This window comes from Paenibacillus sp. 1A_MP2, assembly GCF_052244825.1.
Classification (GTDB): Bacteria; Bacillota; Bacilli; order Paenibacillales; family Paenibacillaceae; genus Paenibacillus; species Paenibacillus vandeheii.
This window is the reverse complement of the sequence record NZ_JBQQCS010000001.1, coordinates 3,994,429-4,021,428: the sequence shown is the minus strand read 5'-3', so window position 1 is coordinate 4,021,428 and position 27,000 is coordinate 3,994,429. Positions and strand designations below refer to the sequence as shown.

The window sequence follows — 27,000 nt, the reverse complement described above, 5'->3', positions numbered from 1 at the left end:
GTGGAATTGATCAGGGAACGCAGAAGTATTCGTAAATGTAATGCAACCCCTGTGGAACAGGAGCTGGTTGTTGAATTGCTGCACAGGGCAACAAGGCTTCAACCAATCGTTGACGCTGGTTCGTGGCGTGTTGTATATGCCGGAACTCCAGAAGCACGCAAACGGCTGGTGGACTGTATGCTGGAACAGATGTCGCAGAGCAAGCTCGGTAAGCTGATTCCGGGAAAACTGCTGGATGTGTTTAAAAAGAGATTCACTGATATTCCTGCCCATGTCATTGTTATGTCTGCTGTAGGGCCGGATCGTCTGACTAATGACCGCAATTATGCCGCTGCCTGCGAAATGATGCAGAGCTTCCAACTGCTGGGATGGGAACGAGGGTTAGGCATGCTGTGGGATACAGAGTCCATGATTCAGCATGAAGGATTTTTTAAAGGAATTGGTCTGCGCGAGAATGAAAGATTTGTTGGCATTCTTCATATAGGATACTTTGACAAAGCGCCAAGAAGCCGGAAAAGAACACCCGCTGAGCAGAAGTGGACTGTTTTACAGGGCCAGACTACGTAAAAGGAAGGGGAAGATGTAAAAATGAAACTGTCTGAGCTGGAAGGGGACATGCATAGTCCGAAAGATTTTTTGGATCGACCGGTATCGCAAGAGCTAATCCTTAAATTGCTCAATCACGCCGTATGGGCACCGAACGATGGGCTCCGTGAGCCATGGCGGTTTATTTTTGCCGATAACCATAATGGGAAACTCATGCAGGGATTGCAGAAGCACGCGCCAGCGTATCTTCTGGTCTTGGTGAAGGAAGAGGCGGATCACCATAAGCGGGAAGAGGACTTTGCAGCCGTATACTGTCTAATCCAAAATTTTCGCTTGCTTGCCTATGAACAGGGACTCGGGGTACGTAGCACGTTGCATGACTGGATGTACGACCGGAGCCGTGCTGAAACATTTGGCGTACTTGGCAACGAGCGTATTGCTGCGGTTCTGGAATTGGGATACGCTGGTGAACAGCCCAAAGGGAAAGCTCAGGTACCTGAACCTCAGCTTCAGTTCGAACTGCTGTAGTGGTGAAGATGTGGGGAAGAGAATTAAAATGAATGAGGAAAGACAATACCTTGAAAGGAATTGTCTTTCTTTTTATGCGCTGTGTATCCGTTTGGAAGAATACAAGTCAGCTAAGGCGGATACACACGATTAATCCAGAACTTCACTTCTTTTAAAAAATGATTTTTTATAATGTGTTAATTACCTTGTTATGAGAATTTAATTGTGTGCTATTCTGTAAAGTAGATAAATCACCATCTAAATTCTTCAAATTTGGAATGAATACTGCTGCGGCCGAACAAAACAAGGGAAGAAGACCCAAAGACAAGAATAAGAAAGGCAGACCATAGAGTTCTGCAATTGCTGCACCTGCAAAAGCACCTAAAGGCTGCAGTCCGCCCCAATTAAGAACCGTATGGAGTTGACTCGGCCTTGCAGAGGTCCAGGGACAAGTGTGCCGTGCAAAGAAGAACTGAGAGAACCAAAGAAAGGTCCTGCTGCACCAGCGGCACATAAGGCAACGAGCGCAAATGGGTAACTTGGGAATAGGCCCAGTAAAGCGTTAAAAAGACCGATGATTGCTAGGCTGCACAGCATGACTGATCGTCGTTTTTTGATTTCACCCATCCACGAGATGACCACTAGTCCTACCAATGTTCCACATGCTGAAGCAGTGGTGAGTGTGCCCATTGCAGTGGCATCCCGATCTAACACTTCACGAACAAAAGGAATCATCATGGTCCAGATGGCTACAGAAGACATGTTGCTGATCGAAACCATTCCCATAATCGAAAGCATGGCCGGGAAGCGACGATAAAAGGAGAAACCTTCATGGATATCTCTGAGATAAGCTTTAATTGAAAAGGAGGCTTTTGATGCAACTGGCTTCTGCATTGTGGGCAGATAAAGCAACGTGGCAATGGCGGCGGTGTAACAAACAGCGTTGATGCCAAGTGTTGGCAACGCCCCGGCGGCGGCTGTAAGTGCTCCGGCCAAGGCTGGGCCCAACAGGGCAGCTGCATTACGGCAGCCGTCGATTACCGCGAATGCTCGCACCAGCTTGCGTTCATCTGATACTCCCGGAACAATTGCCATTGCGGTGGGCATGAATAGGGCAGAACATGCCCCGCTCAGACCTGCGGCCAGAAAAAGGTGCCATAATTGCAAGTGGCCTGCGAGTCCCAGACTCAGCGGTAATAAGAGAGCAAGCAACCTAATAGCAGCAAGCACTGCCATGAACCGCCCTCGGTGTAACCGATCGGATAATGGCGAGCCGAGCAATCGAAAGGCCACTTCTGGAATGCTAAAGCTTAGTGCCATCGCACCCATGGCCATCTTAGATGCAGTTATTTCATAGACAAGCCATTCCATAGCCAGAAGACCAAATACGTCACCAAATGAACTCAGAGTGACAGTAGCTAGTAAACCATAATAACTGCGCTTAAGCATGAGTATTCCTCCGTGTGTGTAGGCTAAAGGGAATTATCATCATTCTTCAATATAAGCTGAAATCTGTTCCGAAAGCTTGTTGAGAGCTTCTACACGCAAGCTGTAAGAGGTAGTTTTCTGGTTATAATGTACGATGACAAGCCCTGCTGCCCTCAATGAAATCAGGTGGTAGTGTACTGTGCTCTTAGAAAGTTTAACCTCGCTAACGATCTCGGTGAATGTTAACTGCCTTCCAGCTAACAGGCGGAGGATGTATAATCTGGTCTCGTCGGACAATGCTCGTGTTAGACGTAACAACCTATGTTCAGGCCGGCCCGTTGCTGGTGGGAGAATATCTGCAGAGTAACTGGTGAAAATCACTTCATCAAAGATGGCTGAGGTGACAAAGGGACGAGCATGATATTGAGGGATTAGAATCACTTGTTTGAGCAGAGGGGTAGGGTATAGACGCATACCTTCCGTTGCCTCCTCATAGACCTCTAGGTCATTGGTTCCGTTTAGACTGGACCTTCTTGCTTCAGCTTCTAAGGCAAGACCTTCGATAATCGCCGAATCGATTTGACTGAAATAGTGGGCATTCCATTCACGCAGCGCTTCGGACGTCCGAGTGCGCAGTTCCGGGAGATTGGAGGGGACGGACAACTTCACGTTAGCAGCGATGTCATACAGCTGGCCTGTGGACAGGTCTTCAAGCCAATCCAAAAAGTCACTCACTGAGCGTTCTCCAGGACAACTCCATATATAAGGCGCAAGGCTAAAATCGTCTACAAGTTTCATCGTCTCCCGCATTTGTTGGAGTTTGGCGGGGGCGAATCGATCCTGTACTTCTCTAACCCATAGTTTTCCAGCATCCAGAGCATTATGATTCTGTTTGCTCATGAAAACCGTCAGGCTACTCACACATTCATAAATGGGTGCAAAATCAACTTCCACTTTGTAGTTCATAGCTCGAATTTCCCCCTTGTTTTTATTGTTCTATATTTATAGAACAACTAATTTGTTTTATTTTATACGAACAATTATGGATTTGCAACAAAAATGTCCAATGATTTACTTATTCTCTTCAACGAAAAAAGACGTTCCACTGGTGACGAGCACCTGAAGAATCGTCTCTTTGATTTATAATCTCAGTAAGCTAAGGTGTCTCCTTTTAAAATCACTGATATATAAATTTTTTCTAATATTTAGAGTTAATGCACAACATTGATTCTTCAAAAGATCAACCTTGGATGAGGTCTGATATCTGATCTTTTACATTAACATCACTTAATCCCCCGTGGTAACAAATCACGGATGTGATGTCTAGATCTAAATACTTTTTCAACGAGAGCCGTGCTGAATTCATGTCCGGTGTGGTCGGTGCATGAATTCCCCCGAGCATTCCGTCTACACTATACATCGAATCCCCTGCAATGAGCGTTTTACTTTCCTTCAAATAAAGACTGATATGACCTGGCGTATGCCCAGGCGTGTGAATAACACGAATCCCGCCACAAAACGGCAATTCCTGACCATCTATTAAGGTATTGTTCACTGTACCCTTCGGGGGATTTTCCAGGTGACTATCTTTTAAAAGAGGTAGCTCTCCCTGGATGTACGGCTTATCCAGTTCGTGTGCATATACTTTAATTTCGTTTCGACAGGCTTGCAAAATCTCCGGAAGATTCCCTATATGATCGACATCCTGATGGGTCAAAATTACTGCATTTAGTTTGTCTAACGAGACACCAGCCATTTCTATCGCCGCACGTAAATCCTCGAATTGACCTGGAAAACCAGTGTCTATTAGAATAGTCATTTCTTGATCCTTTAAAAGAATGGGGTGGATGACATTCCCGTGATAATCCAGATGAAGCATTTCGACTCCCATTGAAATTTCCATATTATTAGTCCTCCATAGAAAGAAATATATAAATAAGGTATCTCTTTATAAACGAACCAAGTACGTAAAAAGATACGGTAAACTGACTTGTTCAGGTAGTGCTCTTTTTGAGACCAATATATACACCTTAATTCCAACGACATGAATCGCTATATCTAAACATATTAGAGATTATTCTATAGTTTGTCAGGTTTTTATGTAAACGCTATCATTCTATAATTTAGTCAGAAAGGAGGTAAAAGTAAAAAAAAGACCAATGGGTAAACCGGACACATCCCAGAGAATCAAACTAAACGAGTTTTATAGTGAAAATACAATCATATCGGGAGGTAGAGTATGTTTAAATTCAGTAAAAAATTGTTGACGGTCGTTCTTGCGGCTTCTATGAGTTTTGGTGTGTTTGCAGCAACTTCAAGTGCGGCAACAGATTATTGGCAAAATTGGACCGATGGCGGCGGAACAGTCAATGCTGTTAATGGATCAGGCGGTAATTACAGTGTAACGTGGCAGAATACAGGGAATTTTGTAGTTGGTAAAGGTTGGAACGTCGGTTCTCCAAACCGGACTATTAATTATAATGCAGGTGTCTTTGCACCATCTGGCAATGGGTATTTGACCCTTTACGGATGGACGAGAAATGCACTTATCGAATATTACGTTGTGGATAGCTGGGGTACGTATCGACCAACCGGAACGTTTAAAGGTACCGTAACCAGTGATGGGGGTACCTATGACATCTATACAACCATGCGATACAACGCACCTTCCATTGACGGAACACAAACCTTTGCGCAGTACTGGAGTGTAAGACAGTCGAAGAGAGCGACCGGGGTTAACTCTGCTATTACATTCAGCAACCATGTGAACGCATGGGCAAGCAAAGGCATGAATCTGGGTAGCAGTTGGTCTTATCAGGTGTTAGCGACAGAAGGATATCAGAGCAGCGGAAGTTCCAACGTAACGGTGTGGTAACCAATCCACGGTAAGCCTTTCTATGAAAGTAAAACAGATTTTTATACATTAGGGCAGGCCTATGGCCTTCCCCTCAGATCCAACCAGTCCGTCCTAATTCGTTGAAGGCCGTTTCTTATCGAGCAAATGGCCTTCAACGTTAACGGATGGCAGGTATCATAGCCTGTTATTTTCCCATTAGCTTAAAGGAGATCGTTCAATGAGAAAGCTATTAATGTTCTTTTTAATAGCAACAATGATAGTGATCAGCGCTTGTTCGCAGGATAAACCCGAACCGAAGGATAACCTTGTATTCGTGCAAGGCGGGACGTTTAAGAACAACAAGTCCAATTTTGCTGGAAGAAATGTGACCCTGTCGAATTTTTATATCGGGAAATATGAGGTAACTCAAAAAGAGTGGGAGGATGTCATGGGAAATAATCCTTCCGGATTCAAAGGAGATCAATTGCCAGTAGAAATGGTGAGTTGGTATGACGCGGTAGAGTATTGTAACCAAAGAAGTATACAAGAGGGCTTGAAGCCGCATTACAACATCGATAAGGATACCCAAGACCTGAATAATAAGAATGATAACGATAATTTAAAGTGGACAGTAACCATTAATGAGGGAACTAACGGTTACCGACTGCCTACAGAAGCGGAGTGGGAGTATGCCGCAGCCGGAGGTCAGGAGAGCAAGAATTACACATACAGCGGCAGCAATAACGCCGACGAAGTAGCATGGTATTGGAAGAACGCCGGGACAAAATCTTAACTGGAGATTGGAACTGGCCTGCCATAGAGAGCAATAAAAACAAAACCAAATCGATTGGTACACAAAAGCCGAACGAGCTTGGAATATACGATATGTCTGGTAATGTAAGAGAATGGTGCTGGGACTGGTACATCGACGCGGAGAGTCAAATTGCTTCCTTTCGGGTGGTTAAGGGCGGAGGCTGGATCGGCGGTGTCAACAATAACGAGATCGCTTTTCGAGGTAAATTCGATGCCAATGGATTTGGTCCCGATCAGGGTTTTCGTGTTGTTCGCGGAGAATAAGCCGGAACATCGTAAAGTGCCCTAACAATTTAAGCAAGCCTCATATGCTGCAAAGTAATTCGTTGAACATAAAGAGATGCTCCACGCTAATGTAGATTAGCCAGGGCATCTCTTTTGAGTTGTTTGATTTTCCTCTTAAACGGTACGTTTTCCATAAGCGCAAAGAAAGACGCGTACGCCTTCAGTGATGATACGTTTGGTTTGTTCCTCCTCTAATGTACCGGTTTTTCTTGGTTGATCAAATACCAATAAAAACGTTAAGGCAGCGAAGTGCTTTGTAGCCATTATAGGATCTGGCACATCGAGCAGTCCGGTTTGTCCAAACTCGGTAAACCTCCTGATAATCCCCTCTTCCGTTGCGTTATCCAGCTTTTCTAAAAATGAGGCTGGCAGGTTGGCGGCTTCCATTGTAACCAGACGGATCAGAGCGCTGTAATCGGACGAACCGTTCGCAGAAGCTACGAATTGTTCGCAGAATAAGATGAGCGCCTGCTCCAGATCCTCGAATTCCCAGAGGTAGTCTGATATCCCTTGCTTGATCATGTCCAGAACTGCCTGACTGGTTTCTTCCACAACAGCAAGTAGTAAGTTCTGTTTGTCGCCATAATAATCATAAACGGTCCTTTTGGAAACCCCCGCTTTAGCTGCGACCGCATCGACGCTGGAACGATCAAACCCATCTGAAAGAAACAGATCTCGTGCCGCTGCAATAATTTTAGCTCGTTTGTCTGAAGAGCCTTTGCGGATTTTTTTGTTTTCCGTATTATCCATGCTTACGTTTCCCCCTACAGGTATACTATCAAAAATGAGTTCCACTTTACAAACTACACTGCACGGTGTAGTATAACTAATGCAACATATTAAATCATTAATCAAGGAGGAAAATCCATGACAACCATGGCGTCTTTTGTTGAGGTTCTCATTGTCGGGGCCGGACCTACAGGACTTACACTTGCCTGTGACCTTGCCCGTCGAAAAGTCAACCACCGGGTTATTGAACGAAGTACCGTATATAACATTGCATCTCGCGCCAAAGGAATCCAGCCTCGCTCGCTTGAAGTCGTCGATGATTTGGAGGCCGTTCGCTACATTATTGACACAGGTACCGTGGATTTACCTGTTCGTTATTATTCTGCCGATGGCAGGAGTGTGGATAAGCGGGCTATTACCGTTGCAGCCAGCGCCGAACTTGAGACACCCTACCGTGATCCGGTTTGGATTGCTCAATTTGATGTGGAGAAAGCACTGCGAGACCGATATGCAGTGCTTGGCAGTCAAGTTGAGTTGGGCGTGGAAGCTGTAGGGCTTGTTCAGGATTCGGATGGTGTAACCGTAACCGTGAATACACCGCAAGGAGAAGAGCACATTCGCGCTCGTTATGTCGTCGGCGCTGACGGGGCAAAAGTAATATCCGCAAGTTTATTCACTTACCGCTGGTTGGGGAAACACACGATCATGAGCGATGGTATCTTGGCGATGTACGATTGGAAGGGTTAGATCGTGACCATATCCATATCTGGACATCTTCAGAGGGGATGGTCGGGTTGACACCGCTGCCGAAATCCGACATTTGGCAGCTGCAGGCTACCATTCCGGCAGACATCGAAGAACCAGAGCAACCGTCGCTAGAGGCGTATCAAGCCATGTTTGACCGTCGCGCCGGGGCAGGAAGTGTTCAGCTCACGGATGCTTCCTGGCTGTCCATCTACCGCGTCAACGTTCGTATGGTTGAATGTTACCGCAACGGCCGGGTCTTCCTTGCCGGTGATGCTGCTCATGTTCATTCGCCGGCCGGCGGTCAAGGCATGAATACGGGGATGCAGGACGCGTACAACCTAGGCTGGAAGCTGGCGGCTGTCATACACGGAGCGGACACTGCCTTACTCGACACGTACGATGAGGAGCGCCGCCCAGTGGCTCAAGCCGTGCTTGAGGACAGCACGAAGAAGATGGGAGGGGTCATAGGAACGGCGACTGAAGGCGGAGGGTTGTCCCAATCTTTAAGCACCATATCCGACGACCTGACGAGTGGGCTTCTCATTTCCTATCGGTCAAGTTCTCTTATCCGTCCGTCTGCTCTAACAAATGCTACCTGTTCATTTCCTGGGGATCGTGCTCCTAATGCTACGGGCCTGCAAGGCACCGGGTTTGCAGGAAGTGTCTTTGACCTATTGCGCGGCCCACACTGGACGCTTTTGGCTTTTGCAAACTGCATCGATCCTTCGCTGAAGAACTTCACCAACGACGAACTCCACGTGCATTATATCCTGCCATCGAACGTGGAGGGGGCGGAAGGCATAATAGACACAGCAGGGAATGCCTATCGAATTTACGATGTGGCAAGTAATGAATTCGTATTGATTCGTCCCGACGGTTACATCGCACTGCGTACATCCATTGATGATACCGTATCGATTTCGAATTACTTGAATTCCATCTATGGCGCAAACTGATTTGGACAAGGCCGGCAGGATTCTTTTCAACATCTCATAAGGCTGCCGGCTCTTATATTCGTTTAATTTAGGTTATGGGAAGGACTGTTACTATGGAAGATATTATTCGAACCGTTAACTTGACAAAGCAATACGGAAATAAAGTCACTGTAGATCGCGTTTCGATTTCCGTTAAGAAAGGAGAAATCTATGGATTCTTGGGGTTGAACGGTGCAGGGAAAACGACAACCATCCGAGCTCTTCTCGGCATGAGCAAGCCTTCTTCCGGAGAAGTGTATTTATTTGGTCAGCGCTGGGCGAACGGGAATCCCGATTTGTCGAGAAGACTAGGCTATATGGTGGAAGTTCCTTATGCCTACCCTAACTTTACGGTTAGGGAAAACTTGAATTTGATCGCCAAGTTGCGAGGATTATCTGTTCCAAGGGCAGTTAACGAGATTATGGAGCAATTGAATCTGACCCAATATGCGGATAGTAAGGCAAGAGATTTGTCACTTGGTAACGCGCAGAAACTTGGATTGGCCAAAGCGTTAATTCATAAGCCGGACGTTCTGATTCTCGATGAACCAACCAATGCACTTGATCCAGCCGGAATTGTCGAGGTAAGAGAAATGCTGAAAGCTCTGGCTTCCCAACATGGGGTTACCGTGTTTATATCGAGCCATATCCTTGAGGAAATGTCCAAATTGGCTTCTCGAATCGGCATTATTCACAAAGGCGTGTTGCTTGAAGAACTGACAACAACAGACTTTGAAACAATCCGCCGAAAGCAGTTGATGATCGGAACGAAGGATGATCGGAAGGCTCAAGCTATTCTTTCAGACTCCGGGTTTGCGGTACATTCGACTTCGAATAACTGCTTTACGCTACCGGATGATTATGCCGTTAAGCATCCCGAACATATTGCGAGATTGCTTGCTCATCATGAAGTACCGCTCACCATGCTTAAAATTGAAGAAGAGAATTTGGAACATTACTTTCTCAAAGTAATCGGAGTTGAGGGGGGACGGAATGAGACCTTTGTTGACAGCCTGTAGCGTTGAAGTTTACAAATTGCGTCGATCCTTTGTTTTATGGGGCACGCTTCTGTTTATATTGTTTGTCATCACGTTGTTCTTAGGACAGCCCAATTGGCCTTCTTTTTTTGAACAGACTGCGTTTTTGTATGCATCCGTGTTTGGGCTGCTGGGGTTTGGACTGGTAACAAGTTGGACATTTGGCCGTGAGTATTCCGATCGGACGCTCAAGGATTTGCTCGTTTTGCCTGTATCGCGTGGTAAAATTGCGATTGCCAAATATGTCGCAATTATATTCTGGTGTTTTGTAATGATGTTGATCAGCTTTGCTTATGCCTTAATACTCGGTTTTGCTATTGGACTTTCTGGCTTTTCGTTTGCGATTGTACAACATTATTTGTTCCTAATACTTATAATTGGCGCTCTCCACCTATTATTAAGTGCACCTCTTGCCCTATTGGCCTGTATATCGCGTGGTTATCTGGTTCCGATCGGCTTTGCATTTACAACTTTAATGTTGGCATTGGTGTTCGGACCTACCGCCATTGGAGCTTATCTCCCTTGGTCTGTACCTGCTTTGCATTTGCAAGAAAGCGGAGTCGCTTTATTTCCCTTGTTGGGTACTAGTTATTTACTGGTTTTCTTAATAGGACTCATAGGTCTCATTGGGACGGTTAAATGGTTACAAAACAGGGAGCAGTGATGATTTTAACAAAATGTTGGCGGCCCCCAATTTGGTTATCTCCGGAGATGTGTCATCGTTACCGCTTGGCTCTTTGGCTTTGAAGGATAAGGCAGATGTTGAGCATAAGGCACAGGCGGCGCGCATTGGAGTTGGTGTTGTAGTACTTTAAATGATTCGTAACAGAATAATGGACGGCAGCATAACCGTTCAGACTGCTGCTGTCCATATGCACAACTTTATTTACGTTAACCATGTCACTGCGGGAGTCATCATTATCGCACTACACTTCGTCGAAAAAAAAGTTAATCATTCTCGAGCACACCTCTTTCACTTTGATTTTTAACTCCCCACTCACACATGCCTTCTAGAACGGGTAGTAACGTTTCCGCTTTATCAGTCAGACTGTACTCCACTTTAGGAGGGACTTGAGGATACTCTTTCCGTTCGACCATCCCATCCGCTTCCAACTCTTTGAGTTGTGAACTCAATGTTTTAAACGTAATCGCTCCAATTTGTCTTTTCAGTTCATTAAAGCGCACCGGTTGATTTTCTGCCAAAAGATAAATAATGACCATCTTCCACTTGCCGCCAATGACAGACAATGTGTAGCCAAAAGGCGTATCTTGAATATGTTTCACCTTACCTTGATATTCAGCCATGCTCATATTTATGCTATCCTTTCGGGTAGTACCTGTCATAATAGTGCGTACTACTTTTTGATTTGCGTTCAGTCTATACTAACCTTACTTTGAAGTAAAGGAGAGAAAAACATGAATCAAAAAACAATACGTCTGTTAATGCCACAATGGCAGGGGGAAACAATCCTAATTACTCTTTTGGGGCGGAACTGCTTGCCTGGCTGGCTCCTGATAATGATCAACCACTGATTCAAGTGCCTGTTCAAGCATATGATGGAACTCCACTGGAAAACGAGAATGGTGTACATGGCAGAAAACAGCTCATTGAACAATTGGAAGCAGCCCAACATATTATTCGTGCTCACAAGCCGGATCGCATCGTCATGTTTGGTGGGGACTGCTTGGTCGAACAAGCCCCGTTTGCCTATTTAAACGAACGATATGACGGGGAATTAGGATTGATCTGGATTGATGCGCACAGTGATTTGGTTGGTTACGTGGGTTATGACAACGGACATACGCTTCCCCTGGGGAACCTTTTGGGAGAAGGGGATGAAGAGTTTGCAAAACATGTAAAAATTCCTCTCAAACCTGAAAATATCTTTATCGCGGGGTTGGCAACGCCTACGGAGCAAGAAAGCGAAGTCATCTCAGAAGCATTAGAAAGATTAGGTATAACTACTGCAGAGTCCGATACAGAAATGATTCAAAGACTAGGCATCAGAACAGCCGGAGCCGAAGAACTAATGAGAAGTACACAATCCATAAAAGAGTGGATCAAAGAAAGCGATATTAAGCATTTGGCTATTCACCTTGACTTGGATGTGCTGGACCCTAAAGCTTTTCGTTCTTTATTATTTGCGAATCCTGAAGGACCCTACACCTTTTCTCCTGCGGGAGCCTTGCAAATTCCTCAGCTTCTTCATCTGCTCAAAGAGCTATCGGAAGAAACAGATGTGGTTGGTTTGGGTATAACCGAGCATATGCCATGGGATTCGATTAACTTGAAGAATTTGCTCGGAGAGATACCTATTTTAAATAATCGATGATGTCATTTAAAGTGAGGTTCGACCACAGTTGAATTTTAGGAAGTCATGGTGAACCCATAGGGGAAAGCTAGATTCGCGATGCCTTGCAAAGCACCAATAGTCATTCACCTACATACATTATCTCAGGACAAATGACTATTGAAGTCAGCCATGGAGGGAATCTAATGTCAGTTAATAATCATTCCAATACAACACATCCTTATTGGATCGAGAACATGGGGGAAGAGACAGGGAAGCCGTGATGCCTCACCCTGTTGTTGTGGAGGTTAGGCAAGTCGCATCCAATCAAATTGTGGTGACGTATGATCAGCCAGCGGATTTAGCATCAGCAACAAACATTTCGAATTATTGGATAAGAAGTAATATGTCTAGTCCATCAGACATAGCCAGTGTAGGAATGGGAGAGGCCATTACTAAAGAAAATACGATTCGTGCTGATCGGGGAATGATAACTCCAATCAATAATTCCAAAACGAGATTTGTTATAACCTTCAATGTTAACGCGACGATGGGAGTTCTTTATATTTTGCTTCCGTGCTTTGTGAACTTGGAAGGGAGATCCGGATACACAGGTGGAAATTGGGGACCCTTAAGCAGAAATATGTTTATTGGATTGTAGTAAACAGTTTATCTAACGTCTTGAGTATCCCCTGACGTTATACTGGATAAAAGGGCATAAACATGAAAAAAAAGTCGCCAGAAATGGCGACTTTTTTATATAAATAGCCAACCGTTAAAGCGGATCGGAAGAAATAAGCTTGCTTCTTACAGCTTGACCCAGGCCACCAGCCCATCGGGTTGATCCGGGTTAATCCCATGGCGTTCAGCATTGGCAAGAGCAGCGATCTGCGAAATGAAAATGAAAGGGATACCCCGCACCGCTGTATCAAGTGGGCGATCTGTCGTGATCTCAAGGTCAAAGAACTCCTGCGGAATGTCCTTCGCCCGATCGGCAAACGTAATAATGGTGGCTCCGCGCTCCTTAATATCCCTCAACAGATTGCGCTGATGCTCAATACCGCTGTCTGACAAAGCTGCGATCACTAACGTATTCGAATCCACTGTGACCATCGGCCCGTGCCGTACGTCAAGAAGATGGTATGCGTGTGCTTGTGTCTTCGCAATTTCGGTCAAAGCGATGGCGCCCTCGGCTGCCATTCCTTGTAGTTCACCGTCTGCAAGCAGGACCACGTTTGTCCAGTTGAAGTCGGAGACTCGGCGGATGCTGTCCTCTACACGTTCCATGTAGGCTTCGCCTTGATGAATCGCCTCCTGCATGTCGATAATCAGGTCCTCATCTCCAGCAAGAAAAGCGGCAAGAAGGAGATTGGCTGCATACAGATTGGTTACTGTCCGGGTCTGGCAAACGCTATGATCGAAAGCCCAGGGCAGTTCCAAAGGGAAATCGGCGCTTTTAGATAATGGCGAGTCCGTTACACAAGAGATTGTTAATAATGGAATACGTTGATCGGACTGGAGTAAACGCAGCGCTTCAACCACTTCACTGGTGCTGCCAGATCGAGACGGCGCTATGATCAGGCTGCGCTCCAACATGGGACGGTACCGATCTGCATGGAGCATGAGATCACCAGCGGCAAGTGACATTGAGGGTAGGCCAGCACGCAAACGGAAGGAAAAAGCGGCCGCTTCGCTCAAGCAATAGCTGGACCCGGCGCCAACAAAGGTTACGGAGCTAATTGCTTGAGCTTGGACAAAGGCAGTAAATTCCGTGCGTTTGGCCAGTAAATAGTTGTAAGTCTGCTGCAAGGCCTTATATTGTTCTTTTACTTCACGATACGTCAAACTCATAAAAATACCTCCCGGGAATGTTTTAGATTGATAACATCAGTTTGTGATCTTTTTGATCAAATATATAGTTGTATGATTGTGTTAATCATAATTATGCCGTTATAACCCACGAAATTGCAATAGTTTTCCAAAATAATGATTGATTTAATCAAATAAAAAGATTATTATGATCACAAGCAAGAAAAGTTAAAAAGATTTCCAATCTCATCTGACCCGTGAAGGGAGGTGCAGGATCGTTCTAATCGTCGCTATGTAGCCTGCTGATAAAGGGTAACCATTGAATCCTAGAAGCAGGGAGCGGCGCAACCTTTTAAGGGGGAATGGATATGCCACTGATCTCGTCCACTGAACTGCTGCAAACAGCTCGCAGGGACCATTACGCCATTGCTGCATTTAACGTACACACTCTGGAGATGCTTCAGGCTGTCGTTGAAGCGGCTGTGGAAACCGAATCACCGCTGATTATTCAAACCACGGTGGGCACAGTCAACCATTTGGGTCCGGAATACATCGCCCATGCGGCTAAAACCGCAGCGGAATTGACGGATATTCCCATCGCACTTCATCTGGATCACTGCACTGATTTTTCGACAATTATTCGATGCATACGAGCAGGCTATACATCCGTTATGATCGATGCATCCATGTACCCTTTTGAAGAAAACGTGAATCTAACCCGTAAAGTGATGGAGGTTGCCCAAGCATCTGGTGTAAACGTTGAGGCGGAGCTTGGCAAAGTCGGAGGCGTTGAAGACGATATTGTCGTTGAGGAACAGCATGCGTCCTTGGCTGATCCCGAAGATTGCGTACAGTTTGTTGAACGTACCGGCGTAACTACCCTTGCTCCGGCAATCGGAACTGCGCACGGTATATACAAAGGCCTGCCGAACATTGATTTCGAACGAATCGAAACCATTGCGAATCGTGTAGCAGTTCCTCTGGTATTGCACGGTGGTTCGGGCATTCCAGCCGAGCAAATTCATCGGGCGGTCGCGTTGGGAATGTCGAAGGTAAACATAGCTACAGAGCTGCGTATTGCGTTTTCCGAAGCCATCAAGGATGTGTTCTTAATTCACCCGGAAGAGAATGATCCACGCAAATACATGGCTCCGGCGAAGGAAGCAGTTAAACGGCTTGCCATGGAGAAAATGCGATTATGCGGATGCACTGGCAGAGCCGGCGTGGCCCGATGATTACCACAGTCACACTCCACGCGGCCATTGACCGGACGTTGTACGTTGACAAGTTTGGCGTAGGTCAGGTGCATCGGGTTACACGGGAGGTTAATGAACCGGGTGGCAAAGGTAATAATGTAGCCAAAGTGATTCGGCAGCTTGGCGGTCAAGTCACAGCTACAGGCATTATTGCTGGCAATAACGGCGGATTTATTGAGAGCAGTCTGACTGAACGGGGGATACGAACTGCTTTTATCCAATCCGCAGGAGACTCGCGAGTCTGCCTTAACATTCTGGACGATTCCAGTGGGAGCTCTACCGAGCTGCTTGGGCAGGGTCCAACCATGTCAGAAGCCGAAGTTGAAGCGATCAAGAACAAAGTACAGGAGCTTGCCATCCAGTCCAGTGTGGTCGTCATGTCTGGAAGTTTACCCCCAGGCGCACCGAACACATTGTACGCAGAACTGATTCGCATTGTCCGTTCAGCAGGCGCGCGAGCCTTTCTGGATACAGGTGGAACAGCTTTCAACATTGGGTTGAGTGCAACGCCTCATTTCGTGAAGCCTAATGAGCACGAGCTAGCCGAATGGCTGGGACAGAAGCCGAGAGACGTAAGTGAGTGGACTCGAGCAGCACATATGCTGGCGGATCAGGGAATTGACGAGGTGTGCATAACACTAGGCAGTAACGGTGCTCTGGCCATTCTAAACGGAACAGCGTATATGGTGAAGCCGCCAGCCATTCAGCCCGTAAACACGGTAGGATGCGGGGATGCCTTTGTTGCTGGCATGGCGTATGCGGCAGAGCGCGGCGATTCGGCTGAGTCGAGGCTGCGAACAGCTGTCACGGCGGCAGCTGCGAATGCCATGTCTTCCAAAGCAGGTGACATCGACTATGGTCTTTTTGAGGAGTACGAACAACAGGTGCAGATTATACCTTTATAAAAGGTGAAGGTTGTACAAATCAGCTTCATATCCCTCATGAATAATCGCCAGAGAGATGCTTTTCTGATGAAATGCAGTTCACGTCGGCATATTGCAATCCATCCTTTCATCCTACACAATAGAGCTAGCACGGGCTGTAGTTAACGGATATCTTACAAGCCCAGACATAATAAAGGAGAGACTTATGCAATATTCAAAGGGTGAACTGCGCAGAGCACAAACATTGGAACTGATTAAATCGCATGGGAAAATATCGCTGCTAGAGATTGTCCAGACGGTCGGTTGCTCGGAAGCAACCGCAAGACGGGATTTGGATGCGCTCGAAAAAGCGGGCGAGATTATTCGAACAAATGGGGGAGCCATTTATGAAGGGAGTCTGACGTCGGCGGTATCGGAGCTGCCTTTTGCAGCAAAACGCGATTACAGACGGTTGGATAAGGAACGAATCGCCGCCACGGCCGCCGCCCTCGTTGAAGAGGGGGACATTATCTGCCTGACGGGAGGTACAACGACGTTCTTTATTGCGAAAGCACTCAAAAAGCACCGTAATATTACGATTGTCACGAACGCGGTGAATATTGCTTATGAACTGGCTGATGCCGAAGATATTCAGGTCGTGGTCATTGGTGGCGTTATGCGGTCCAAAAGCTACGAATTATGCGGTCCGCTGGCGGAAAGCGTAATTGATAAAATTAACATTACGAAAATGTTCCTCGGGGTGGATGGAGTAACACAGAATTTCGGCTTTACGATGCATTCCGAGCTTGAAGCCCGTATAGCCCAATTAACAATGGAACGTTCCAGCGAGGTTTATGCTGTATTCGATCAAAGCAAGGTTGAGAAAAGTGCTTTGTTTACCATTGCTCCCTTGAATCAGGTGACAGGGGTAATTACGAATAAGCAGCCGGAGGGATGGTTTGAGCAAGCGTGCAGGGAGCAGCAGATTGCTATACATACAACTACAGATCACAATGCTTCTATATAAGTACGACTGATTCTCAAACGACCCTCTCTTCAGATGCTGGCTAATTTGCAGAACAAGGGAGGATATGCAAATGCATTTTTCCAAGTTTATGCTGATCCTTGCGATGATTTGCGTTGTAATCGCTGAAGCGGGCTGTTCCAGTTCTTCCACTTCCGGCGGCGATCCATCTGCAGACTCGCAAGGCAAGGTGAATCTGGTTTTTTGGAGTCATCAGGAAGACGCCATAGTGGGCGCTTACAAGAAATTAATATCCAAATATCAGAGCTTACACCCCGATGTAACGATCGAGTATCAGACCTTTCCGTATGATGTGTACAGCCAGAAACTGAAAGCTTCATTCTCCGCGAAGAAACCACCCGACATTGCCGAATTCTTCGGCACCTGGGTACTCCGAATATTCCAAGAACAACCTGCTTGTTGAAATTCCTGATAGTGAAAATGTAAAAAAAGCATATTATGATGCCCCCTGGGGGATATTTGCGAGACAACAAGTTATATGGGCTGCCGCTCGAATATAACATTGAGAACGGTGGCATGCTGATTCATCCACAAATGCTCAAAGAACAAGGCTTGGATCATCCACCTTCAAGCTGGACAGAACTTGTGGATTACGCCCAAAAACTAACCGTGCGTGAAAGCGCTATCATCAAAGTGAAAGGCTTCGATTTTGTATCGGCAGACAATATTACGTTTACTTTCCTATCGCTCATTTTGCAGCAGGGCGCAAGTTTTATGGGTGAAGACGGACATGTTAATTTTCACACGGCGGAGGCTCAGAAAGCGATGTCCACCTTGGTTTCGCTCGTGGCTGATGACAAAGTTGCGGATTTAACCACTTTCGGTGGTGAGCTGGATACCTCTGACTATTTTTTTCAGGGGAAATCAGCGATGACCTATCGCGGCCCTTGGACCATTGCTGCAGGGCAGAACAACTATAAGGTAGATGATTTTGAATATGTTTCCGTGCCTTCCTTTACGGAGAATCCTCCTGTTTTTGCTGCCGAATCCGGTTGGGGGCTTGCGGTATCAAAGCAAAGCAAACAGCAGGAGGCTGCACTTGATTTCATCCAATTCATCTCGGAGAAGGACAACCTTACGACATGGAATACGGACACCTTTACCGTTCCAGCCAAAAAGGAAATTGCTGAAAATCCGGAATTCCTGAAGAACAATCCCCATTTAAAGCCCTCGCTGGCTATATTGGCGTTAGGTCAATGGATTGGTCCTATAGCAGACCGGGATTTCTTCTTCAAGCAGATCAACGACAATTTTCAACTGATGGCTGGTGGACAGCAAAGTGTTGAAGACGGATTGACGAACATTGAACGGACGATCAACGATAATCAGGATCAACATAAGTGATAGGGGTGCTGGGGCATGAGTACTGCTATATCTACCAAAAAGGCCGAAAAGGGTAACCCAGCGGTAAAGTCGACAGCTTACAGGGCAAAACGAAGGTTCATCATCATTTCACTCGTACCGATCTTGCTTCTGTTCGGGGTGTTTGCTTTCCTTCCCATCGCATGGAGCCTTGGCTTGTCCGCATTCAAGTATGACCCGCTCAGCTCAAACGCGATATTCGTGGGCGGAGAACTATATCCGTATGTTCCAGGATTCCATATTTCTGAAGTCACTATGGGTAACCTTCAAATTTGTATTTATCGCTGTACTGATCAACATTGTCATTACACTTTTGATCGCTTCAGCGATTCAACGAATTAGCATCCCGTGGCTCAAAAATGGCTTTCGAACTATATTCTTTCTTCCCACAATCGCTCCGCTGGCGGGAACGGCCATCGTATGGAATACCATGTTCAATTACAATGACGGCTTGTTCAACATGATTCTTGCCAAGCTGAATATGGCTCCAATCCAGTGGCTCAGTGATCCACATTATGCGCTCTATTCCGTCATTATGATGACCTTGTGGGCTGATATTGGGTATAACATCGTTCTTTTGATTGCCGGATTGGATTCCATCCCGGATATGTACTATGAAGCAGCGACACTGGAGGGGGCGGGCCGATGGCATGTCTTTCTTCACATCACACTGCCTTTACTGCGCAGAACGACGCTATTTGTTTCTATCACGACAGTTGTTTCCTATTTTCAGGCCTTCCCGCAATTTCAGATTATGACCAAGGGCGGACCCTTCAACGAAACACGAGTGCTATCACTGCAAATTTATGAGCAGGCATTCTCCAGTTCCAACATGGGGTACGCTTCCGCTATGGCCACAGTGTTTCTAATGATCATCCTGCTTGTGACACTGCTGCAGCTGCGATGGGGACGCACACAATGGGAACATTGAGGAGAACAGGAGGAGAAGCCGATGCGACGTAAAGTAAGTCTATGGGAAGGCGTCACGATCGCAGTTCTTGCAGTCATAGCCTGTATTATGCTTTTGCCTTATGCCTGGATGGTATTGTCATCTCTGAAAAGCAACATGGACATCGTCTCGGGTTCTGGCGGGTTGTTTCCAAGCAAGCCGAGCCTCGACGGATACCGAACGGTTTTTAGCGAGGCGCCATTTGTTACGTGGCTGCTTAACAGCCTGATGACATCTGTCATCATAACGGTAGTCACCTTATTTACCAGTGCTCTAGCCGGATATGTATTTGCCAAACATCAGTTTAAAGGCAAGAAACTGCTGTTCATTCTGATCCTGGCAACGATGATGATTCCCTTTCAGGTTATTATGATTCCAACTTATCTGATTACCGCTGAGCTTGGACTGGTTAACCATTTGCTCGCGATCATTTTGCCCAATCTGGTCAGCTCCTATGGTGTATTTCTGGCTAAACAATTCATTGAAGAGATTCCACAAGAGCTGCTGGAAGCAGCAAGGATAGACGGTTCGGGCGAATTCAGGCTGATGCTTCGCATCGTTATGCCGCTTATTATGCCCATGCTATCAGCCTTGGGGATATTCACGTTCATGAACTCCTGGAATAACTATCTGTGGCCATTGATTGTATTAAATGATGAGAGCAAAATGACCGTTCCGCTGGCATTGGTCTATTTTAACGGAACGCATCAGGTCAACTACAACGTCGTCATGTCAGCTGCGGTGCTGATTACGATACCGGTTATTATAATATTTCTGATCTTCCAGAAGCAATTCATTAAAGGCCTGGCGATGACAGGCATGAAATAACGGGCGAGGAGAAAAGTGATGACTAAAATCTCAATTATCGGAGCAGGCAGTGCATTTACGCGCGAGATCGCTATGGATATTCTGCTGATTGAAGGCTTGGAGGGTGGTACCATTGCCCTGGTTGATATCGACGAACGTCGGCTTGAGTTGGCACGCAGGCTGGTACTCCAGATCGTTGAAATGACAGGAAAGACGTGGGAAGTGCTTGCCTCCACGGATCGCAGAGAGGTAATCGGAGGTTCACAGTTCGTAATTAACCAAATTGAAGTGGGCGGGCTGGAAACGGTTCGTTATGAATATGAAATTCCCTTGAAATACGGGGTAAAGCAATGTATTGGCGATACGTTGGGACCGGGAGGACTATTCAAGACACTTCGAACCCTTCCCAGCTGGATAGAGATCGTTCGGGACATTGAAGAGCTCTGTCCAGACTGTATCATTCTAAACTACACCAATCCGATGTCTGCGGTTACACTCCTGACTTCCCGCATTACGGACATTCCGGTAGTGGGATTATGTCACTCCATCCAGAACACATCGGCTCAACTGGCCGAATATGCCGGAGTTCCTTATGAAGAGATGTCATGGAAAGCCGGAGGTATTAACCACATGTCCTGGTTCGTGGAGCTGTCTCACAAGGGGAGAGATCTGTACCCTGTTCTTTTGGAGAAAATACAAACCACTCCTGAACTGCTGCGACAGGACCCGGTCCGCTTGGATGCCATGAAGTATTTAGGCGCTTTTGTCTCGGAATCCAGCGGCCATTTCTCGGAATATATCCCGTATTACCGAAAACGCCAATCGCTTATCGATCAACACTGCAGCTCAGGTTATAACGGAGCCACAGGGTTCTATGCGGACAACTGGCCGATCTGGCGGAGAGAAAATGATGAGCAGATCGTATCGCAGCTTGAAGGTACAGTACCGCTTGAGCTTCAATCGAGTAATGAATATGCAGCCATTATCATCGAAGCGGTATTGAAAAATGAGCCGAAGGTCATTTATGGTAACGTTCCAAATCGAGGGTTGATTGAAAATTTGCAGCCTGACGGTGTGGTGGAAGTGGCCTGCCTCGTAGACGGGAAAGGCGTTCAACCTTGCCGCTTCGGAAGACTGCCTGAACATTTGGCTGCCTTGTGCCGCTCGAATATGGCTTTTTTTGATCTGGCTGTGGAAGCTGTACGGAGAAATGACAAGGAAATGGCACGCCATGCACTGATGTTGGACCCGCTAACTGCTGCCGTGTGCTCCCTAGAGGAGATCGGAAGCATGTTCGATGAACTGTACGAGGCGGAACAGGGATTTGTTCCGGTGTTGAAATGATGAAGAGACAGGAAACAAGTCCCGTTGTTGTCATTGCTGGTGAGCTAAATGTAGACGTCATTGTTTCCGGAAGGGATGTGATGCCGGAATGGAATCGGGAGAAAATGGTCGACGGCTTCGAGGTGGTACTGGGCTCCTCATCGGCAATCACCGCATGTGCTCTGGCAAGCTTGGGAGCGGATGTGAGATTCGTCAGCGTCGTGGGGGATGACGATTTCGGAAAGTTCTGTATAGCTGAGTTACAACGTATGGGCGTAAATACAGAGCATGTAACCCGATTGTCTCGCATCAAAACAGGTGTAACCCTATCTCTCTCCACACCTGTGGACCGCGGACTGTTAACGTACGCTGGCAGCATCCCGTTGTTGACACCGGATTATATACCAGAGTCACTGTTGCAGCAGGCCATGCATCTTCATTTTGGTTCTTATTATTTACAGGATGGAATGAGACCCCATTGGGCTGGGCTTTTTGCAAAGCTGCGGGCCAATGGGATCAGCACATCTTTTGACACAGGCTGGGATGTATCCAATCAATGGGACCGCGAGGGCATAAGTGCACTACTGACGGAGACTGATTTGTTTATTCCCAGTGAGGATGAACTGCTTCACATTTTCCCTGCGGATGGGGTAGCCGATGTGCTTGATTCCATGCTTCCTGCCGTGGCGGGAATTGTAGCAGTCAAACAAGGGTCAAAAGGTGCTACACTGCGTGACCTGGACGAAAGTACAATATCTGCTGGATCTTACACTTTGTCTCCTATCGATACGACGGGAGCAGGCGACTGTTTCAATGCTGGGATCATATATGGATACTTACTGGGAATGCGAGGGGGCGAACTACTGCGCTTTGCCAATGCATGTGGTGCATTGTCCACGCTAGGCATCGGTGGCACAGGCAGCCTGCCGACGATGGAGGCTGTACTTCATTTGCAAGAAGGGCTTAAATCGTAAAGTCTGGCTTTATTCTGCGCGACCCATTAATCAAAGGGAGTTGAGGGTATGTTGAAATTCGGTAAAACATTGCTGGTAGGATTAAGTATGGCAGTAGGTATAGGAATGGTTTCAGGGATTGAATGGTCCTCATCCGCTGCCGCAGCAGGCACGGATTACTATGTGGCGACAAGTGGAAATGACTCCAATGCGGGCACGAGCAGCGCGCCGTGGAAGACACTTCAGCACGCAGCTGATGCTGTTCCTGCAGGCAGTACAGTGCATGTTCGTGGCGGTGTATACAACCAGAAGCTGAAGATCACCCGCTCTGGCTCTGCTTCACAGGGACCGATTGTATTCACTAACGACGGCACAGAGACTCCAATCATTGACGGCACCGGACTTTCCGTTAGCGGGATTGAAGGGTTGATTGACCTGACCGATGTAAATTACGTTACCATTCAGGGTTTTGAGATTCGCAATTATACCACGGCAACCAAGGACGTTATGCCCGTAGGCATCTATGTTCACGGATCAGGCAGCTTTATCAATTTGTCCGGCAACAAAGTTCATGATATCAAAAATACGGCTACACCAACCGGCAGTGACCTGCTGGGCCGGGATGCGCATGGAATTGCCGTATATGGCACAAAAGCGCCGGACTCCATTCACGATATTACGATTAACGGTAATGAACTGTACAATCTCGTGCTCGGCTCCAGCGAATCACTGGTTCTGAATGGTAACGTAGATACCTTTTCGGTGACCAATAATGTCATTCACGATAACGATAACATCGGTATTGATCTCATCGGTTATGAGGGTAAAGCGCCAAATACGGCTTACGATCAGGTGCGGAACGGACTCGTGAAGGGTAACCGGGTATATAATATTTCTTCCAATAATAATCCTTCGTACGGGAAGTCACTTCCGAATAACAGTAATGCGGCCGATGGTATCTATGTCGATGGCGGCAAGGACAGTATTATTGAGCAGAACTACAGCTATAACAACGATATCGGTATCGAGATCGCATCCGAGCATGCCGGTAAGTCCACCAGCAATATTACGGTGCGCAGCAATGCAGTCTACAACAACCGACTCACTGGCATTGCTATGGGTGGCTATGATACCAAACGTGGCTCCACAGTAAACTGCAAGATCGTCAACAATACGGTTTACAAAAATGACACGCTTGGCGATGGCAGCGGCCAGCTTTACGTTCAGTTTGATACACAAAATAATGTAATTAAGAACAACATTTTTGTAGCCAGTTCCACAGATGTGTTGATTTACAATGAATACACCAAAAATTCTGGAAACGTTGTGGATTACAATCTCTATTTTGCTCCTGCGGGCAGCACTGGGGCGAACTGGACTTGGAAAAATAAAGACTACACCGGTTTCTCCGCTTATAAAGCAGGAACAGGCAATGACGCACACTCCTTGTTCGTCGATCCCAAATTTGTGAATGCTGCAGCTTACGATTTCCACCTCCAAACTTCGTCTCCAGCGATCGATGCCGGGAACACGGACAATGCAATCATTGGAACACTGGACATTGAGGGAAAACCGAGAGTACAGGGAGCTGCTGTAAATATCGGCGCCTACGAGTGAGACGTATAATTTAACAAAATATTTTTACCTGAAGCCAATCCAACAAAGGCAGCTGATTACTCAGCTGTCTTTGTTCTATTTAAATATAAATAACCCTCTTTATATGGCTGTGCCTGTGTTAGACCCAACCTAAACCACAATATTTAGGTAAGGAGCTGCATTTCCATTTGGATCCAGGGATAGTAAAATCGGTTATAGCATAATTAAGGCTAAGGTTAATTCATAACTGTAACAAAGAAAGGAGGATATATGGAATGAAAACCAGTTTCATCAAGCACTGTATGCTCATCTATTGGAGCATAATCCTGATGCTAGTCTTGGCAGCGTGTTCCGGGTCAGAGCAAAGTGAAAATCTGTCACCCCCACAACCTGCTCACCCTATACAACAGCCAGGTGAACATAAGCCGAAACCCCGATGAACCTGCATGGAAGCTTGATACCACGCCTGTGGATTTTACCTGGTTTGTTGGCGCGAACTGGTATGGTCACACCTGGGGTGAAAGTATGACCTCCAAGTATGTAACAGAAAAAACAGGCGTTCATATCAAATTTGAAGTGCCATCCGGGGAAGCGGGCGAACAAATTACGCTGATGATGACCTCCGGCAAAATGCCGGATTTGATGACAATAGGCTCGTGGGAAAGTGCGATTAATAAGTTGTTGGAGAGCGATCAGGTATATGCTTTAAATGAATTGGCGGAGCAGTATGATCCCTACTTTTTCAAGGTCGCAGGCGACGGTACATTGAAGTGGTATCGTCAGAAAAACGGAAATACATATGGCATTCCAAATGATTCATACAGTCCCAGCCAGATGCAAGTAACTGGTTTGACGGCTGCCAACCAAACCTTTTTGGTGCGAAAAGATCTGTATGAGGCTATGGGCAGACCGGATTTGAGCACTCCGGAAGGTTTTCTGAACGCATTGCAATTGTTAAAGGATCAGTATTCTGTGTATAAAGGTCAGCTCATCAGTCCCTTCTTTGCTCAGGGTACTGTCTCTTACGGGATGACCGAGTACTTGCAGAACCTGCTGGCTATTCCACATGAAAAGGACGGCAAATATAACGACCGAATGACCGACCCGGACTATATCACCTGGCTGAAAACCTTCCGCACAGCCTATGAGCGTGGCTTGATTAATGTAGATTTTCTGGTGGACTCGAATGCTCAGGTAGAGGAAAAAACCAGTAATGCCCGCTATTTTATGATGATTCGTGAGTGGAATGGCATGGCGGCGATCAATCCGATATTGGCCGCAGGTGCATATCCGAATTCGTACTACATCGCTGTGGATGGCCCACAAAACAAACATGGTGATTCCGCAACACTGTTCCCGGGCAATATGGACGGCTGGATGGTTACGATGATTAGCAAATCCACCAAAAACCCTGAACGAGCCATCCGCTTCTTGACCTATCTCGCTAGTGAAGAAGGCCAAAGGGATATATTCCTTGGCAAAGAAGGCGAAACATGGGTGATGAGGAATGGTAAGCCGCAGTTGAAAGCCGATATGGTCCAATTGCTTGATACGGACAGGGAGAGGCTGGAAAAGGAATACGGCATCATGGATACCTACTGGATGCTGCGAAACCCGGCCTTCGTTAACCCATGGAGACCAGAGAAGGCTCCATCCGTTAAGCAAATGGAGGAGTTCGCTAACAAACAGGCTGATATGGACAGCGGCATCTATAAGGGAATAGATCCGGTAGGAGATTCCGATATAGCGTTAGCCTGGTCCCGTATTTCACAGAATTGGGAGGAAGTACTGCCTGAATTGATAACCACCAAGGATGAAGCTGCTTTTGATAAGATATTCGAAAATTTCCTAGCCCGCCGTGTGAATTACGGATTTAATCAGGTAATGGAATACCGTCAAGCCGAGCTGGATGCGCGAAAAGCGAAGATGTCGGAATAACCATTCCCTATCAGCCTCGTTACCTATCAGACAACTTGTAATATATGGTATAACAAAGGTGGGGAGGGCATCAGTATGAAATATTTACGGACTAGACTGAGGAAGCTTTACCGCAATTCCCGTATTTCCCAAAAGCTGTTTCTTGCGTTTAGCCTGATGATTGCCATACCTGTTATTTTGGTATCCTTTTTATATATTCGCATGCAGGAAACCCAGCTATACAAGGACGCTATGGCGATGGGCAACAGCCATGTTTCATGGCTAAACGAACAATTACGCAGCAGAATGGACATCGTTGAGAACGCTTCCACAACTGCACTTACTCAAAAGGCATTTGTGGATTTTATTCATTCCAACATGATTGTGGATGGACTGCGACTGGTGAAATTCAAACAAAACCAATTTGAGCAGATGCAAAATATCATTCAAAGCAATGCGATGATCAGTGAGCTCAGCTTTTACGTGGATAATCCGAACTTGTATGAAATCTGGCCTGAAATCTATCATTACAAGAAATTTTGGCCGCAGGATTACTGGGCAAAGCTTCGGGATGAAGGCGGGGCCGCTTATCGTTTATTTTCCTTTAGGGATGGTGAACATACGTTATCCTATTACCGGCTGGTTCGCCTTCAGGGACAGGAGCAGAAGCGTCCCAGTATTATGGAAATTCGTGTTCAGCACAGTATGTTTTTCAACGACCTGCTCCAGGAGAGCAAGGGAGACTTCTTCTCTGTTTTGATGAATGAAAGCGACCCTCCGCAATATGTATACAATTCCCAGCATGACTTTCTCGAAAGGCCGGGGATGGTCTGGACGAAATCCTTGGCAGTATTCATCGTCAACTGGATGTACTTCCGCAGGAAAGTCCCGTTAAGATTAAGGTAGGTGATCAGAGCTACTATGCAC

Annotated in this window: 23 protein-coding genes and 3 pseudogenes; 20 read left to right on the top strand and 6 right to left on the bottom strand. The window is 46.4% G+C overall.

The genetic code is table 11. The annotated features are described in order from the left end of the window. On the top strand, positions 1-567 hold the full coding sequence (locus tag ACTWJ7_RS19760; RefSeq protein ID WP_301879533.1) for a nitroreductase family protein: 567 nt from the start codon (positions 1-3) through the stop codon (positions 565-567). Between the two features lie 21 nt (positions 568-588). Then, on the top strand, positions 589-1,074 hold the full coding sequence (locus ACTWJ7_RS19755; RefSeq protein WP_301878639.1) for a nitroreductase family protein: 486 nt from the start codon (positions 589-591) through the stop codon (positions 1,072-1,074). Positions 1,075-1,434: 360 nt separating this feature from the next. Here ACTWJ7_RS19755 and ACTWJ7_RS19750 read toward each other — a convergent pair whose 3' ends face one another. The 3 genes from ACTWJ7_RS19750 to ACTWJ7_RS19740 form a co-directional block, all read right to left on the bottom strand. After that, a complete protein-coding gene (locus ACTWJ7_RS19750; protein WP_443145801.1) occupies positions 1,435-2,502 on the bottom strand; it encodes an MFS transporter in 1,068 nt (355 codons plus the stop codon). Between the two features lie 39 nt (positions 2,503-2,541). Continuing rightward, positions 2,542-3,447 carry an ArsR/SmtB family transcription factor gene (locus tag ACTWJ7_RS19745; protein ID WP_301878636.1) on the bottom strand — a complete coding sequence of 302 codons (906 nt, stop codon included), beginning with the start codon at positions 3,445-3,447 and terminating at the stop codon, positions 2,542-2,544. A 274-nt stretch (positions 3,448-3,721) separates the two neighbouring features. Beyond that, a complete protein-coding gene (locus tag ACTWJ7_RS19740) occupies positions 3,722-4,384 on the bottom strand; it encodes an MBL fold metallo-hydrolase (RefSeq protein ID WP_301878634.1) in 663 nt (220 codons plus the stop codon). 336 nt (positions 4,385-4,720) lie between these two features. On the opposite strand from ACTWJ7_RS19740, the gene ACTWJ7_RS19735 reads away from it, so the two are divergent. Continuing rightward, entirely contained in the window at positions 4,721-5,356 is a 636-nt protein-coding gene (locus ACTWJ7_RS19735) for a glycoside hydrolase family 11 protein (RefSeq protein WP_024631692.1), read from the top strand. 199 nt (positions 5,357-5,555) lie between these two features. Next, positions 5,556-6,394 (top strand): annotated as a pseudogene (locus ACTWJ7_RS19730) (formylglycine-generating enzyme family protein). Between the two features lie 135 nt (positions 6,395-6,529). On the opposite strand, the gene ACTWJ7_RS19725 reads toward ACTWJ7_RS19730, so the two are convergent. Next, positions 6,530-7,165 (bottom strand): TetR/AcrR family transcriptional regulator, encoded by a 636-nt coding sequence (locus tag ACTWJ7_RS19725; RefSeq protein ID WP_301878629.1) that lies wholly within the window; start codon positions 7,163-7,165, stop codon positions 6,530-6,532. 117 nt (positions 7,166-7,282) lie between these two features. Here ACTWJ7_RS19725 and ACTWJ7_RS19720 point away from each other — a divergent pair. The 3 genes and pseudogenes from ACTWJ7_RS19720 to ACTWJ7_RS19710 all read left to right on the top strand — a co-directional run bounded on the left by ACTWJ7_RS19720 (position 7,283) and on the right by ACTWJ7_RS19710 (position 10,566). Further along, positions 7,283-8,847 (top strand): annotated as a pseudogene (locus ACTWJ7_RS19720) (FAD-dependent monooxygenase). A 92-nt stretch (positions 8,848-8,939) separates the two neighbouring features. After that, positions 8,940-9,884: an ABC transporter ATP-binding protein gene (locus ACTWJ7_RS19715; RefSeq protein ID WP_443145800.1), complete on the top strand. Its 945-nt coding sequence runs from the start codon at positions 8,940-8,942 to the stop codon at positions 9,882-9,884. Continuing rightward, complete coding sequence (locus tag ACTWJ7_RS19710) at positions 9,859-10,566, top strand: ABC transporter permease (RefSeq protein WP_301878626.1); 708 nt, start codon at positions 9,859-9,861, stop codon at positions 10,564-10,566. The genes ACTWJ7_RS19715 and ACTWJ7_RS19710 overlap by 26 nt, the downstream gene beginning before the upstream one ends. Positions 10,567-10,850: 284 nt before the next feature. On the opposite strand, the gene ACTWJ7_RS19705 is transcribed toward ACTWJ7_RS19710, so the two are convergent. Then, positions 10,851-11,213, bottom strand: a complete 363-nt coding sequence (locus ACTWJ7_RS19705; RefSeq protein WP_301878625.1) for a winged helix-turn-helix transcriptional regulator — start codon at positions 11,211-11,213, stop codon at positions 10,851-10,853. 105 nt (positions 11,214-11,318) lie between these two features. Here ACTWJ7_RS19705 and ACTWJ7_RS19700 point away from each other — a divergent pair. Continuing rightward, positions 11,319-12,235: pseudogene (locus ACTWJ7_RS19700) on the top strand (arginase family protein). 765 nt (positions 12,236-13,000) lie between these two features. Here the strand turns inward: ACTWJ7_RS19700 and ACTWJ7_RS19695 are convergent. Then, positions 13,001-14,044 (bottom strand): SIS domain-containing protein, encoded by a 1,044-nt coding sequence (locus tag ACTWJ7_RS19695; protein ID WP_301878621.1) that lies wholly within the window; start codon positions 14,042-14,044, stop codon positions 13,001-13,003. Positions 14,045-14,370: 326 nt separating this feature from the next. On the opposite strand from ACTWJ7_RS19695, the gene fba reads away from it, so the two are divergent. The 12 genes from fba to ACTWJ7_RS19635 all read left to right on the top strand — a co-directional run bounded on the left by fba (position 14,371) and on the right by ACTWJ7_RS19635 (position 26,979). Further along, on the top strand, positions 14,371-15,237 hold the full coding sequence (fba, locus tag ACTWJ7_RS19690; protein WP_301878619.1) for a class II fructose-1,6-bisphosphate aldolase: 867 nt from the start codon (positions 14,371-14,373) through the stop codon (positions 15,235-15,237). Further along, the gene (locus tag ACTWJ7_RS19685; RefSeq protein WP_301878617.1) at positions 15,201-16,163 is read left to right on the top strand and encodes a 1-phosphofructokinase family hexose kinase; all 963 of its coding nucleotides are present in this window, start codon (positions 15,201-15,203) and stop codon (positions 16,161-16,163) included. The genes fba and ACTWJ7_RS19685 overlap by 37 nt, the downstream gene beginning before the upstream one ends. A gap of 184 nt (positions 16,164-16,347) precedes the next feature. After that, complete coding sequence (locus tag ACTWJ7_RS19680) at positions 16,348-17,148, top strand: DeoR/GlpR family DNA-binding transcription regulator (RefSeq protein ID WP_301878616.1); 801 nt, start codon at positions 16,348-16,350, stop codon at positions 17,146-17,148. Between the two features lie 70 nt (positions 17,149-17,218). After that, a complete protein-coding gene (locus ACTWJ7_RS19675; RefSeq protein ID WP_443145799.1) occupies positions 17,219-17,569 on the top strand; it encodes an extracellular solute-binding protein in 351 nt (116 codons plus the stop codon). A gap of 56 nt (positions 17,570-17,625) precedes the next feature. Continuing rightward, a complete protein-coding gene (locus ACTWJ7_RS19670; RefSeq protein WP_443145798.1) occupies positions 17,626-18,510 on the top strand; it encodes an extracellular solute-binding protein in 885 nt (294 codons plus the stop codon). Positions 18,511-18,751: 241 nt separating this feature from the next. After that, positions 18,752-19,459 (top strand): carbohydrate ABC transporter permease, encoded by a 708-nt coding sequence (locus ACTWJ7_RS19665; protein ID WP_443145797.1) that lies wholly within the window; start codon positions 18,752-18,754, stop codon positions 19,457-19,459. Between the two features lie 21 nt (positions 19,460-19,480). Further along, positions 19,481-20,305, top strand: a complete 825-nt coding sequence (locus ACTWJ7_RS19660) for a carbohydrate ABC transporter permease (protein ID WP_079344538.1) — start codon at positions 19,481-19,483, stop codon at positions 20,303-20,305. An 18-nt stretch (positions 20,306-20,323) separates the two neighbouring features. Continuing rightward, complete coding sequence (melA, locus tag ACTWJ7_RS19655; RefSeq protein ID WP_301878609.1) at positions 20,324-21,628, top strand: alpha-galactosidase; 1,305 nt, start codon at positions 20,324-20,326, stop codon at positions 21,626-21,628. Further along, positions 21,625-22,581: a carbohydrate kinase family protein gene (locus tag ACTWJ7_RS19650; RefSeq protein WP_301878608.1), complete on the top strand. Its 957-nt coding sequence runs from the start codon at positions 21,625-21,627 to the stop codon at positions 22,579-22,581. Before melA ends, ACTWJ7_RS19650 begins: the two co-directional genes overlap by 4 nt. A 48-nt stretch (positions 22,582-22,629) precedes the next feature. After that, positions 22,630-24,177, top strand: a complete 1,548-nt coding sequence (locus tag ACTWJ7_RS19645; protein ID WP_301878607.1) for a right-handed parallel beta-helix repeat-containing protein — start codon at positions 22,630-22,632, stop codon at positions 24,175-24,177. Positions 24,178-24,522: 345 nt separating this feature from the next. Beyond that, positions 24,523-26,094 carry an extracellular solute-binding protein gene (locus ACTWJ7_RS19640; protein WP_443145796.1) on the top strand — a complete coding sequence of 524 codons (1,572 nt, stop codon included), beginning with the start codon at positions 24,523-24,525 and terminating at the stop codon, positions 26,092-26,094. 75 nt (positions 26,095-26,169) lie between these two features. Further along, entirely contained in the window at positions 26,170-26,979 is an 810-nt protein-coding gene (locus ACTWJ7_RS19635; RefSeq protein ID WP_443145795.1) for a hypothetical protein, read from the top strand. The last annotated feature ends 21 nt before the right edge of the window (positions 26,980-27,000 follow it).